We start from the raw sequence: 12,898 nt of genomic DNA on the forward strand, positions 1-12,898 counted from the left end.
TTAGCCAATCTCCAGTGCAGTCACCTTCCAGTGCCCGCGCCGACGCTCCAACCTCAGGGCGACGGCGCGGGCTCTGTGGTTCTCGCAGGTGACCGCTGACGCCTCGTACACCAGAGCCGTAACACGACAGGTGCGGACCGAGCGCACTGAGACATTCCGATGCAGTAGCTGGTCAGGGCGGACGCCTGCCGGGCCGCGGTTGAGACTGCGGACCAGGTTGGCGCGGAGCTGAAGTCTCTCGTAGCTGGCTGGATCCAACCAGTCAGCCAGCTGCTGCAACGGTCGGGATCCTCCGAGCACTTCCAGTGACGCCTGCGCCACTGAGCGTGCAATCCGCTGCACCTGAGCGGTTGCAGCGATGTCCTCGGGCGGCGGGTTGTGAGGATCATCTCCGTCGTGGGCGAGGGGTGGCGCCGTACTAATTGTTGGGATGACGGTGGCGGGGCGGGGAAGCTGTGTCTGGATGGTCATGATGTTCCCTCTGAGTGCTACCTGGCGGCTGGAGGTACCCGGAGCAACTGCCCGGGAAGTAGCAGGTCCGGATTCTCACCGATTACCCGCCAGTTCTCGTTGTGCCACTTTGGCCACGCGTCAGCGATTTCGGCGTCGGTGGCAAAGGGCCCCAGATGGGCTGCAGCGATAGTCCACAGGGTGTCCCCAGGGCCAACAACTATTCCACCAGATGGGGTGTCGGGTGACTCAGGGGACGGGCGGGTCTGGCGATTCAGCAGCGGCCTTCCGTCGACAGGAGCGGGGGCAGGTTTCCACTGTGGCGTGATGGCAGGTTCAGCTGGCGGTGCTGGCAACGGTCCCGTTGCGCTCCCGGGATCGCCGGGAGCCGACTGAGCAGCTGATGCGACGCGGTGCTCTACTGACCCGGTGGCGAGAGCGGCAGGTATCCCGCTGACAAGCTGCAGTCCCACCATGGTTGCGGCAAGCCTCTTCATGAACTGTGGGGTACAGCTGCCTGCTACTCGCGCAGCACGTAGATGACCGGCTCGGCCCAATAGCTCGCTCACGAAGGCCAGCGTAAGAGCCACTGCCCACCACCCCACGAGGACCATCCCGGCAGCCGCGGCCGCGAGCCCGAGTAAGCCCTCTAACCGGTGGTACCCGGTGAGGGGGCCGGAGCTCGCGAGGATCATCTGCCCGCAAGCGTAGAGTCCTAGACCCAGAAGGGCTATCGACAGGACCAAGGGTGCTTCGCTGTGTCCTTTCATTTCATCTCCAGAAAGTCGTGGCCTTAGGCGTATTTGATAAGATATAGCCCATTTGAAGCTTTTTAAGATCTTATAGCTATGTTGTACACCTGAAACCTCTTTGGTGTCTATACTTGACCGGAGCTAAACGTGGCTTTAGGCTGGCCCGGTGCGGTGGGATGCCCTGTTAGAGGATCTTCAAGCCCAGTTCGCCGCGGCCGAACTGTTGGCAGTGGAGGGCCAGATAGCCGACCAATCACGACTGGAGTTGTCCTCAGTCACGGTGATGGACCGTCTGCGTGGCCAGCTGGGCCTCGCCCTCAGGATTCGTTCCCGGAGTGGCTCCGTGTTCAGCGGGGTTCTCCGCCATGTCGGGTCGGAGTGGCTAGTGCTCGAGACCGGTTCTGGTGCAGTGATGGTCCCAGCGGCTGCCATTGGCACAGTCGACGGAATGGGGCGCCAGACAACACCTGAACGATCTCAGGTGGTAACCCGGATGGGGATCGGAACAGTCTTTCGGGCCTTCGCCAGGGACCGGACTCTTCTGAGCGTCCAACTGTTCGCTGGTGGTGCGAAGATTGACGGCACCATCGACCGGGTCGGAAGAGATTTCCTGGAGCTCGCGGCGGTGCCACTGGGAGAACAGAGACGCACGACAAGGGTCGCAGGCGTGGTGCTGGTCCCCTTTGGCGCGGTGGAAGCGGTGCTTTCTCGCTCCTGAGGACGCTAGTGCGTTGTCTGTTCCCTGGCCTGTCCGGCCGATCCGTCCCTAACAGCTGCTGCAGATTTTTCATAGGCGCGCGCGATGAATTCTTCAAGGACGTGGGACTCGACCCGCCACTGCCCACGCCCACCGATCTGGATCGCGGGTAACTCACCTGACCTGACCAGTGCATAGGTCTGCGACGACGAAATGTTCAGCACCTCGCCAACATCGGCAAGGGTCAGGAATCGCTTCTCGGCCACGTTTTTCCGCCTTCCGTTCCGCTTTTCCAGAACTGTCAAGTTTTCGAACCATCCACTCCTCATCTTGCCATCACCGCGAGCGGTTTGGCCGGATTATCCACAGCTTGGAAGGAGTTGGCTCGGAAGGATGTCTTTTGACGCAGTCGTGGACGAGAATTGCAGGGCAACGTCAAACTACCCGCGGCCGGCCAGATGGGCGGCCCGAGTCTGTAGGAGGCCCTCGTGAGCCTATTGGCAGCCACTCCGGAAAGGGACGGGCCTCCGGTCCGGCTCAGAAAGCCCTCGTGGAAGGATCCAAGGCTCCTGGTCGGTCTTCTCCTTGTGTTGGCGTCAGTTGCGGCAGTAACGGCGCTGCTGGGTAACGCTGATCAGACCACCGATGTCTATGCCGCCCGGTCGGAGATCCCCGTCGGCGGTGGGGTCACCCCTGAGGATCTGACGGTTGTTGCAGTGCGCCTGGGAGATCTCCAACCGGTTTACCTCAGGGTGGAGGATGGCGTCCCGGTGAACGCGGTGGCGACCACCGTGCTGCGGGCGGGTGAACTGGTGCCACGGGCTACGCTTGGCACAGCCGATGTTCTGGACCGCAAGCCGATCGGGCTCACTGTTGACGATCCGTTGCCAACTGGCACCACCACGGGCTCCCGCGTCGACGTCTGGGTATCATTTGAAGGCGACGATGGGACTTTCGAACCACCCACACAGTTGCTTGAAGCTGCTGAAATATCAGAGCTGGCAGTAGCCGAATCAGCGCTGGGCGGGAGCGGTGGTCCAACCCTGGTTCACGTCCTCGTCGGTGACGACAAACTTCCAGAGCTTCTGGACGCGCTGTTGAACGAAGCTCGGATTGCCATCGTTCTGAACCCCGGCGGCTCCCCATGAGCCTCCCCGTCGTGACCGGCGGCCGCGTGGCCCGCGAGTGCGTCACTGGGCTGGAGAAGCTGCGCGGGCCAGTCACTGTCGTTCGATGGTGTGCTGAGCTCGCTGAGGTCATCGCAGTGTGCCAGACGGGCCTTGCCCGTGCTGTCATTATCTCGACCGATGCTGGCGAACTCACCTCGTCATTGGTCGAACGGCTCAGGAGCGCCGAAGTTGCAGTGATCGCGCTGGCGGATGACGATGAGAATCGTCGCCGCCTTGATGCCCTGGGCGTCAGCCATACTTCTGCCGATGTCGAGGCTGCCACTCTGGCAGCAATCGTTCAGACGGCTGTGGAGGCGGCCATCGAACAGCGTCGCCTTTCACCCGGGCATCCGCTCGGAAGGGCTGCCTTTGCTGACCCGGCCCTTGCACTTGACCCAGTAATCGTCGAATCGCCTGACGAAGATCCACCGTCGACCGGGGCGGGGGAATTGATTGCTGTGTGGGGCCCCGCAGGGTCGCCGGGTCGGACCACCGTGGCAGTGAATTTTGCTGCGGAACTGGCAGCTTGCGGGCGGACCGTGTTGCTGATCGACGCCGATACCTACGGAGCCAGTGTGGCCGCCTCACTGGGACTTCTCGATGAATCAGCCGGACTGGCGCACGCCTGCCGATTGGCTGAACAGGGTTCGCTCGATCTCTCGGCGCTGTCCCGTGCCATCACACTGGTCGCGGTGAAAGGTTCACGGCTTGGTGTGCTCACCGGCGTCACGCGAGCTGACCGGTGGACAGAGCTGCGTTCGATTGCTCTTGCCCGGGTGCTTGAGCTGGCCCGCCTTGTTGCTGATGTGACAATCATCGACTGTGGGTTCTGCATAGAGTCGGACGAGGAACTCAGCTTCGATACGGTGGCACCGCGGCGGAACGCTGCGACCCTGTGTTGCCTCGAGGCTGCGGACACGGTTTTCGTTGTGGGAGCAGCCGACGCCGTCGGGCTGCCGCGTCTGATTCGTGCGCTCGCCGATCTTGAGGAATCAGTTCCAACAGTTACCCCGCGGGTAGTCCTCAACAAGGTACGGGCGGCTGCTGTAGGCAACGGACCTGTACGACAACTCCGCGAGGCCTGGGACCGGTTTGGACCGTCGCTGCCGGTTGATGCCTACTTGCCGGCAGACTTCACGGCTGTCGATTCGGCCCTCCTGGGTGGATCGGTCCTGCTGGAATCTGCACCGCGTTCACCTCTCCGTGCCGCCATTGCTGCACTGGCCGGTGTACCGATTGAACAACTGCGGCGCCGTCGAATTGGGGCAGGCCACAACGAAGTGATGTTTTTCCTGCAACGGCGTTAGGCTCTTGGGTAGGGGGCCGCAAAGGAGCTGCCTTTAATTTCTTTTATGGAGGCGTTTTCATGTCGTCTGGATCCAGCATGACGGACCAGTCAAGTTCCGACACTTCTACCGGTGAGTTCATCAATCACTACTATGAACATCTCGCTGAAGAGGACGCCACAGCGCACACAGCTGAAGCGCTCAAGGAGCGCGCCCTACGGCATCGCGGATTGGCCGAAAACCGCCAGGCGGGTGACGCGGCAGTAGATATTTTCGACCAGTCCGACGCCAGCATCATCATGATCGTGACCGACGACATGCCGTTTCTCGTTGATTCGGTCGCCGCCGAACTCGTGCGGCACCAGGTGGCGATCCGCCTCGTCATGCACCCCACCTTCATTGCCACCCGCGACCGCCAGAGTGCCGCGTTGCACAGACTGCAGCGGGTCCCATCCTCAGCGGGTGTGTCCAGCGGTGATACCGCAGCGCTACCGAACATTTCGCACCTTATTGCCGACGGCGACGAGGCAGCCCACATCGAGTCGTGGATCGCCGTCGAAGTTGGGCGCATCCTCGATGACACCCGGCGTCACGAGATCATCACGGGCCTGACCAGCATCCTCAGCGATGTCCGCGCCGCAGTCGAGGACTGGCCAGCCATGCGCAGCAAGGTCAGGGAGATCGCGGCTTCCCTCGCAGTGGTTCCCGGTGGGGCCGAGATCCCTGATCTCGATCAGGCCCGGGAACTGCTCACGTGGCTCGACGCAGGCAATTTCACTTTCCTTGGATTCAAGGAATACGATCTCGTGACTGACGATGATGGCCAGGATGTCCTGCGGATCGCCGACGAAAACGGTCTCGGCCTTTTACGGCATCCCGTCGGAGGGCGCCAGATCCAGCGGCTGACCAGCGCAGGAAAAGCCAAGGCCCGTGAGAAGCGCGCACTAGTCATTACCAAAGCGAATTCCCGATCAACTGTTCATCGGGCCGCTTACCTGGACTACATCGGCGTTAAGCGATTCGATGCGCAGGGAAATGTCAGCGGTGAACGCCGATTCATCGGGCTGTTTGCTACCAGTGCCTACACCGGCTCAGTGCGCGGCGTGCCGATCGTACGCGACAAGGTCAATGCTGTCCTGTTGCAGTGTGGCTTCCCACCTGATTCGCATTCGGGTAAGGACCTGTTGTCCATCCTGGAGACCTACCCCCGAGATGAACTCTTCCAGATCCAGGTCCAGGACCTGATAGCGACGGCCATGGGCATCCTGGGCCTTCAGGAGCGGCGGCGGACGCGGCTTTTCCTTCGCCCCGACATCTATGGGCGCTTTATGTCAGCACTGGTCTTCCTGCCCCGTGACCGATACACCACAGCTGTGCGCCTGAGGATTGAGCAGGAACTGCGCCGGACGTTCCAAGCTGAGTCAATCGATTACGAGGCACGGATCAGCGAATCCGCTCTGGCGCGCCTCTTCTTTCGCATCAGGCTTCCCCGCGGTGTCGAGGTGGCCCCGGTAGTACCCGGCGAGCTCGAGCAACGCCTCGTTGGCGCCGCCCGTTCGTGGTCCGAAGGGATCAACGAGGTGGTACGTGGTCGGTTCGACCGGCGCACCGCTGAGGAGATATCGGGGCTATGGTCGGAGGCCTTCCCCGCCAGCTACCGCGTCGACTACGAGGTGGAAGACGCGCTCAAGGACATCGAACGTTTTGAGCGCTGCGAGCAAAATTCCCCCGCAGCGCCCGTGATGCACGTTTACGTTCCTGAGGGCGCAGGCGAGCGCCTTGAGGAAGATGCGCGGCTGAAGCTCTACCTGACCGAGCCCAAAAGTCTGAGCCAGATCCTCCCGTTCCTCCACAATCTTGGTCTCGAGGTGCTGGACGAGCGGCCCTTCGAGGTGGAACGGTCGGATGGGAAGGAATTCTTCCTGTATGACCTGGGCCTCAAGTACCCCGCAGGGATCGACCCGGTGAGCACCGGGCGCCTGTTGGAGGAGTCCTTCGCGGCGGCTGTCGCCGGTTCCTCCGAATCAGATCCCTTTGATCGGTTGGTATTGAGAGAAAACCTGAGGTGGCGCCAGGTGGTCATTCTGCGCAGCTACGCGAAGTACATGCGGCAGATGGGCAATACGAACTCCTACGGATTTGTCGCCGACACGCTGCTCGCCAACGCCGCAGTGAGTCGTGCGCTGGTCACCCTCTTTGAGGCTCGGTTCGATCCGGAACTTAGTGAAGAGGACAGGGCCACCCGCACCGATGGTGCACGGGAGGCCCTGGAATCCGGGCTGGAGCAGGTGCCTACCCTCGACGCCGACCGGGTGCTGCGAACCTTCGGCAACCTGATTGGGGCAACTCTGCGAACCAATTACTTCCAGGACAAGCGCCATGTGAGTTTCAAGTTCGATACGTCGGCCATCGATGGAGCCCCTTACCCGCGCCCCAAGTTCGAGATCTGGGTCTACTCGCCCCAGGTTGAGGGTGTGCACCTGCGTTTCGGCACGGTTGCACGCGGAGGGCTCCGCTGGTCTGATCGGCGGGAGGACTTCCGGACCGAAGTGCTCGGCCTCGTGAAGGCGCAGACGGTCAAGAACGCAGTAATCGTGCCTACCGGCGCTAAGGGTGGCTTCTTCGCTAAGCAACTCCCCAATCCCTCAGTGGATCGCGCTGCCTGGCTGGCAGAGGGGCAAGCGAGTTACCGCACGTTTATTCGCGCTCTACTGGACATCACCGACAACCTGGTGACCGGAGTGGATGGCGAATCTGTCGTTCCGCCGCCCCGTGTGGTGAGACACGACGGCGACGATAGCTACCTGGTGGTCGCAGCAGATAAGGGCACCGCGGCCTTCTCCGACATTGCCAATGAACTGTCCGCTGAGTACGGCTTCTGGCTGGGCGATGCTTTCGCTTCCGGCGGATCGGTCGGCTACGACCACAAGGTCATGGGAATCACCGCCCGTGGCGCCTGGGAATCAGTTAAACGGCACTTCAGTGAGTTCGGCATCGATACCCAGGCCGAGGAGTTCACGGTAGTCGGCGTCGGCGATATGAGCGGCGACGTCTTCGGTAACGGAATGCTGTTGTCCGAACACATCCGGCTCGTTGCAGCATTCGACCATCGCCACATTTTCCTTGATCCGACCCCCGACGCAGCGGCATCCTTCGCCGAGCGTCGCCGGCTGTTTGAGCTCCCGCGGTCAAGCTGGGAAGACTATGATGACTCTCTGATCAGCGAGGGAGGTGGGATCTACCCGCGGCAGTCGAAAACCGTACCGATCTCGGACCAGGTTCGGGTTGCTCTCGGGCTGAGCGAGTCAGTCACCACCCTTAGCCCACCGGAACTGTTGCGGGCCATCCTGTCAGCACCAGCTGATCTGCTGTACAACGGCGGCATCGGCACCTACGTCAAGGCGTCCACCGAAACCCATGCGGAGGTCGGGGACAAAGCCAACGACGCTATCCGAGTCAACGGTGATCAGTTGCGGGCCAAGGTGGTCGGCGAGGGCGGGAACCTCGGTATGACCCAGCGTGGGCGGATCGAGGCTGCGCTGAGCGGCGTGGTGCTGAATACCGACGCTATCGACAATTCAGCTGGTGTCGACTGTTCCGACCACGAAGTAAACATCAAGATCTTCGTCGATCGAATGGTTAAGACTGGAGCGCTACCCGCTGAAGAGCGTACTGAGTTCCTCCATTCGATGACTGACGAGGTGGGCACGCTTGTCCTCAAGGACAACATTGACCAAAACGTGCTGCTTCTCAACGATCGACAGCGGGTGCTGGAGTGGAGCCCCAGCTTTGAACGCCTCATGGACTGGCTGGAGGCGAACGCTGACCTGAACCGGGAGCTTGAGGCTCTGCCCACCACAGAAGAGTTGCGGGCCAGGGTCGAGTCCGGGCAGGGGCTGACCTCCCCGGAGCTGGCGGTGCTGGCAGCCTACGTCAAGATCGAATTGACCAAGGCTCTCTCCACGAGCGACCTTACCGATGACCCCTGGTTCGGCAGGACGCTCAGGGAGTACTTTCCCCAGCAACTGGCTGAACGCTTCGACAGCCAACTGGACACCCACCCACTGCGTAGGGAAATCATCTCCACGGTGATCGCCAACGACATGATCAACATGGGAGGCATCACCTTCGCCTTCCGGGTGATGGAGGAAACCTCGGTATCAGGGCCCGTGATTGCTCGCGCTTTTGTGGCGCTGCGGGAAATCTATGACCTTGACGCATTGGTCGAATCGCTCGGTCAGCTCCCTGCGAGCTTTCCCACGGATCGATGGGCGACAGTCCACCTCGACATGCGTCGGCTTCTGGACAGGGCAGTTCGCTGGTTCGTCAACAATGTTGGTCAGGGAACCTCGGTGGCTGAAGACATCCAGAGGTTCAAGCCGCTCATGGATCCACTACGCACCCATCTGGTGGACTACGTGCTTGGCCGCGACAAAGAGCGGGTCAGCGAGTGGTTCGCACGTGCTGAAGAGTGGGGCCTGCCCGACGATATTGCCCGCCACTGGGCTGAACAGTTCGAGTCCTTCGGGCTCCTGGATATCGCGCTCATCACCGCGCAAGTCGACGAGCCGGTGGAACGTATCGCCCAGGTCTATTTCGCAGTCTACGACCGGTTCGCCGTGGATAACCTGCTGGAGCGGATCACTACTCTTCCCCGCAGGGATCGGTGGCAGGCACTCGCCCGTGCGGCGCTGCGTGACGACCTGTATTCAACGATCGCAGATATGACTGTGTCGGTGATGAAGGCTTCCGCCGCAATTGACGGGGCCGAGGCAGGCGACCGCCTGGACGCCTGGGAACAGCAGAACGCTGAAATGCTCGAGCGGGCCCGCCACATGTTCGTTGAGGTCAACCGTCTGGAACGGGACGACATGGCTTCCCTGTCGGTCGCGCTCCGGTTGCTCCGGTCGATCGTTCGACGGTAGGACAGGCAGTTCGTGGCAATCTTCACTGATCCGATCCGTGAATACGCCCATTTCGGCCCAGGTGATGCGGAGTGGCTTCACCTTCTGGTGGGTGACTGGCAGATGGTCGCTGACCTTGCCTTCGCTGACCTTGCCCTCTGGTTCCCGCTGGACGGCGGCGGCTACGTGGCGTTGGCGCACGTGCGGCCGTCGACCTCCCACACGGTCTTTCACACCGACTTCGTGGGCGAACGGATTCGCGCTGATCTGCTCCCTCTTGTCGATAGGGCGTGGGGGAGCCAGCAGATGGAACGCTCAGGGGATACCAATTGGACCACCGAGATGGCGATGCGGGTCGAGGCAGTGCCAATGGTGAGGAACGGACGTACCCTAGCGGTAGTCACTACCCACATGGACCTCTCCAGTTCGCGTATGCCCTCCAGGCTGGAACTGACCTACCGCCAGTGCGCTCACGATCTGCTCCGGATGGGCACGCTGGGTCTGTGGCCGGACTTCGCTACCCCGACCGGATCCCGCCGCGGAGCCCCGCGGGTTGGTGACGGATTAATAAGGCTGGACGTCGAAGGAGTCATTCAGTACGCGAGCCCCAATGGCGTGTCGGCGTTCAGGAGGCTCGGCGATGTCGAGACCCTGGAGGGGAGGTCCCTCGCTGAGATAGTTACCTCGCTGCTGACCGATCGGCGCCTGGTTGACGAGACGCTCCCGCTGGTGGTGACGGGCAGAATGCCTTGGCGGACTGAAATCGAGTCCCGCGGTGTGAGTCTCTCCCTGAGAGCTATCCCACTGCGCGATGCGAAGGAACGGTTCGGCGCGCTGGTGCTGTGCAGGGATGTTTCGGAGCTGCGCCGACGGGAAATGGAATTGGTGTCGAAGGATGCGACGATCCGCGAAATTCACCACCGGGTCAAGAACAATCTGCAGACAGTTGCCGCCCTCTTGCGGATGCAGTCCCGACGCATGGTCAGCGACGAAGCCAAACAGGGTCTTGAGCAAGCGATGCGACGGGTTGGCACCATTGCGTTGGTGCATGAGACGCTATCGCAGGGTTTGTCCCAGAGCGTCGATTTCGACGAACTCATAGCCCGGCAGTTCCGGTTGTCGGCAGAGGTCGCTTCACCGACCCACGTTGTCCGGACCGAACGCGCCGGGTCTTTCGGCGAACTGCCCAGCGACTTTGCCACACCCCTGGCTCTCGTGATCAACGAGCTGGTCACGAACGCTGTGGAGCATGGTTTGTCGGAGCGAACCGGTACCGTGTGGCTGCTTGCCAACCGGCGCAGGGGTGACAACGGTGATGAGATTCTGAACGTCACAGTGGCTGACGACGGCATCGGCTTACCCGATGGAAATCACAAAGAGGGCCTGGGCCTCCAGATCGTCAGAACCCTCGTGACCAGTGAGCTCGATGGCTCGATCGAGTGGACACCCCGCGACGGCGGAGGGACGGACGTTACTATCGAGCTCGGATTGCACAACAACCGCTCATAGCAGCGGATCGCCACCCGAAGGCCGCGATCCGCTGGTTGCTCGTAGATTTTGGTTACAGCCAAAAGGCCACGCGCAGGGGCCCTGAGTTAGGACGCACGACGGGCACGGGCGGCACGCCGCTTGAGGGCGCGACGCTCATCTTCGCTCAGCCCGCCCCACACGCCTGCGTCCTGTCCCGATTCAATAGCCCACTGAAGACAGGTGTCAACCACCTGGCAGCGACGGCAGACGCTTTTGGCTTCCTCGATCTGAAGAAGGGCAGGCCCAGTGTTTCCGACCGGGAAAAACAACTCCGGGTCCTTGTCGAGGCATGCAGCGCGGCTACGCCAATCCATGTACGATCACTTTCTCCTTCGGCCATCCACGATTGTGAAATCATTCACGAATGGCCACATAGTAAAGGGGCCAGTACGGCCCCCGGTTGTCTCTTCCTCAAGGCTGCCACGTTAAATTGGCGCAAACAAGGGGTAACAAGCGGTAAATTGTGCGATGTGGTGAGTTATGCGTCACAAGGATTATCAGCTGGAGTACTATGCGTGCTGCTGTACTGTCATACGACTATGTCCGGTGCCCGCATTTGTGTCAAGACTCCGGGGGGACCATAGCGCCCTTTCTGGCTAGGCTTGGAGCATCACCTGTCCCACCTGGCCGCTAGAAGTCCAGGCCCTCCACCCGACTAAAACTACCCACTGAGATGGATGAGTTGTATGCAGCAACAGCCGCTGACCGAACTGATCCTTCTGCGAAATGGATCTGCTGATGACTGAAACTCCTGACCACCCTGCTCCTGGCTCTTCCGCAAGCGATACACGCCCGGTTGCTGCCACCATCATCGCTGCAATTCTGCTCCTGGAAGCACTGGGCCTATTTGCTGCAGCAGGCTGGTACCTCTATGGTCTGCTCAACAGCACCCCGACCTCGTTGGGTGGGGCTATTTTCACCATGGTCTTCCTCCTCGTGCTGGCGCTCTGGCTGCTGGTGGTTTGCTACAAACTCGCCGGTGGCTACCGCTGGACCAGATCTGCGGCGCTGGTGTTCCAACTGTTCGTTGTTGTTATTGCAGTGCCCACGCTCTCCGCCGGGATCATCTCAGTTGGTCTAACGTTGCTGGTGCCCGCAGCGGCAGTGCTGCTGCTGCTCTTTACCAAACCGGTTGTTGCCTACACCTCCCGCACCTCCGACAGCGCCAGGATCCTCTAATCGGCGGTCAGGGCCACCTGAACCTCGATCGGGTCTCGAGTGCCGATGAGGAACCCCCGGCCAGGATTAGGTAGAGCATCGCAGTCCAGGCGAACACCGAAAAAGTCGCCATCGGATGGCCGGTGTGGACCCAGAACTATCCCCGTTCGCGCGGCCCGTGCGTACGTGGCCAGGGGGACCTTGGTCAGCACCGATGGTCCTTCCAAAACAGTCAGAATCATGCGGTAGCCCTGGGTGAACAAGGCAGTTAGATGGCGTTGGGTCTCAGGTGATAGATGGTCGGCATCATCAACGAGGAGCAGCGAATCAGGTGGTTGGACTGAGGGGAGACCGGACCTGACCAGCTCCCTCCAGTAAGCATCAGGGTCCGCAGTCGGAGCAGGACGCAGACATACTGTTTCAGCGGGAACCTCAGCCGCGATCCGCTCAACCAGTGTGGTGCGTCCCGAGCGCGAGCTTCCAATCACGAGGAAGACTGTCCGCTGAGGCAGTTCGAGGAACACGACGTCCAGCTCGTCACCGCCGAGGCCGATGGGCACCCGAAGAAGCCCTCCGGCCGAGGTCGCCAATGTATCAAATGACTCGAGGACAACGGCCGGTAGGGGCAGCATCCTGTAGGGGTCAACTGCTGGTCGCACGGCGTTAGCGTGGCAGGGATGAGCTGCATCGTTGCTCCCCAACGCGAGTTGACCTACCGCGCCCGTCGCGCTGCTGATCGGGCCCTGTGCCAGGCAGCGCCCCGGAAGGGCATCCATCGGCGGAAGCTTCGGCCAGGTCAAGAGGGACTCCTGGGTGGCACCCAGCGGAAAGTACAGGCGGTTCGGGACAAGCGGGAAGAACCGGCTCGTGGTCAGCTCCCGCGCGCCCGATATGACCGCAGTGATGCCAGCGGACGCCCCGTCCCGGACAATGTCGTGCAGCACCTCTTCTG

The 12,898-nt window shown here is 61.4% G+C and carries 10 protein-coding genes and 1 pseudogene; 6 read left to right on the forward strand and 5 right to left on the reverse strand.

Translation table 11 applies throughout. The annotated features are described in order from the left end of the window. The gene (locus Y703_RS23230; protein ID WP_253908080.1) at positions 1–471 is read right to left on the reverse strand and encodes an Rv3235 family protein; all 471 of its coding nucleotides are present in this window, start codon (positions 469–471) and stop codon (positions 1–3) included. Positions 472–488: 17 nt separating this feature from the next. After that, complete coding sequence (locus Y703_RS0115475) at positions 489–1,220, reverse strand: LysM peptidoglycan-binding domain-containing protein (protein ID WP_026553435.1); 732 nt, start codon at positions 1,218–1,220, stop codon at positions 489–491. 148 nt (positions 1,221–1,368) lie between these two features. Between Y703_RS0115475 and Y703_RS0115480 the strand changes: the two genes are divergently transcribed. Beyond that, positions 1,369–1,920 (forward strand): hypothetical protein, encoded by a 552-nt coding sequence (locus Y703_RS0115480; protein ID WP_026553436.1) that lies wholly within the window; start codon positions 1,369–1,371, stop codon positions 1,918–1,920. A 5-nt stretch (positions 1,921–1,925) separates the two neighbouring features. Here Y703_RS0115480 and Y703_RS0115485 read toward each other — a convergent pair whose 3' ends face one another. Further along, positions 1,926–2,165: a helix-turn-helix domain-containing protein gene (locus tag Y703_RS0115485; RefSeq protein WP_026553437.1), complete on the reverse strand. Its 240-nt coding sequence runs from the start codon at positions 2,163–2,165 to the stop codon at positions 1,926–1,928. Between the two features lie 222 nt (positions 2,166–2,387). Between Y703_RS0115485 and Y703_RS0115490 the strand changes: the two genes are divergently transcribed. Genes Y703_RS0115490 through Y703_RS0115505 form a run of 4 tightly spaced genes read left to right on the forward strand, consistent with a single transcriptional unit; the run spans position 2,388 to position 10,767 of the window. Next, complete coding sequence (locus tag Y703_RS0115490; RefSeq protein WP_026553438.1) at positions 2,388–3,047, forward strand: SAF domain-containing protein; 660 nt, start codon at positions 2,388–2,390, stop codon at positions 3,045–3,047. Then, a complete protein-coding gene (locus Y703_RS20330; RefSeq protein ID WP_051427657.1) occupies positions 3,044–4,375 on the forward strand; it encodes a CpaE/TadZ family protein in 1,332 nt (443 codons plus the stop codon). Before Y703_RS0115490 ends, Y703_RS20330 begins: the two co-directional genes overlap by 4 nt. Positions 4,376–4,434: 59 nt before the next feature. After that, the gene (locus Y703_RS0115500) at positions 4,435–9,279 is read left to right on the forward strand and encodes an NAD-glutamate dehydrogenase (protein ID WP_026553439.1); all 4,845 of its coding nucleotides are present in this window, start codon (positions 4,435–4,437) and stop codon (positions 9,277–9,279) included. A gap of 12 nt (positions 9,280–9,291) precedes the next feature. Beyond that, positions 9,292–10,767 carry a sensor histidine kinase gene (locus Y703_RS0115505; RefSeq protein ID WP_026553440.1) on the forward strand — a complete coding sequence of 492 codons (1,476 nt, stop codon included), beginning with the start codon at positions 9,292–9,294 and terminating at the stop codon, positions 10,765–10,767. 86 nt (positions 10,768–10,853) lie between these two features. On the opposite strand, the gene Y703_RS0115510 is transcribed toward Y703_RS0115505, so the two are convergent. Beyond that, the gene (locus tag Y703_RS0115510; RefSeq protein ID WP_019483052.1) at positions 10,854–11,102 is read right to left on the reverse strand and encodes a WhiB family transcriptional regulator; all 249 of its coding nucleotides are present in this window, start codon (positions 11,100–11,102) and stop codon (positions 10,854–10,856) included. Between the two features lie 424 nt (positions 11,103–11,526). Between Y703_RS0115510 and Y703_RS0115515 the strand changes: the two genes are divergently transcribed. Continuing rightward, entirely contained in the window at positions 11,527–11,967 is a 441-nt protein-coding gene (locus Y703_RS0115515; protein WP_026553441.1) for a hypothetical protein, read from the forward strand. Here the strand turns inward: Y703_RS0115515 and Y703_RS0115520 are convergent. After that, positions 11,964–12,898 (reverse strand): annotated as a pseudogene (locus tag Y703_RS0115520) (hypothetical protein); the annotation flags it as partial. The gene Y703_RS0115515 and the pseudogene Y703_RS0115520 overlap by 4 nt on opposite strands.

This window comes from Arthrobacter sp. H20, from assembly GCF_000520515.1.
GTDB lineage: Bacteria > Actinomycetota > Actinomycetes > Actinomycetales > Micrococcaceae > Arthrobacter_D.

Excerpts from the sequence above, each read along its gene's own strand:
- Y703_RS23230 (WP_253908080.1), bottom strand. The coding sequence starts at position 471 with ATGACCATCCAGACACAGCTTCCCCGCCCCGCCACCGTCATCCCAACA.
- Y703_RS0115475 (WP_026553435.1), bottom strand. The coding sequence starts at position 1,220 with ATGAAAGGACACAGCGAAGCACCCTTGGTCCTGTCGATAGCCCTTCTG.
- Y703_RS20330 (WP_051427657.1), top strand. The coding sequence starts at position 3,044 with ATGAGCCTCCCCGTCGTGACCGGCGGCCGCGTGGCCCGCGAGTGCGTC.
- Y703_RS0115500 (WP_026553439.1), top strand. The coding sequence starts at position 4,435 with ATGTCGTCTGGATCCAGCATGACGGACCAGTCAAGTTCCGACACTTCT.
- Y703_RS0115510 (WP_019483052.1), bottom strand. The coding sequence starts at position 11,102 with ATGGATTGGCGTAGCCGCGCTGCATGCCTCGACAAGGACCCGGAGTTG.
- Y703_RS0115515 (WP_026553441.1), top strand. The coding sequence starts at position 11,527 with ATGACTGAAACTCCTGACCACCCTGCTCCTGGCTCTTCCGCAAGCGAT.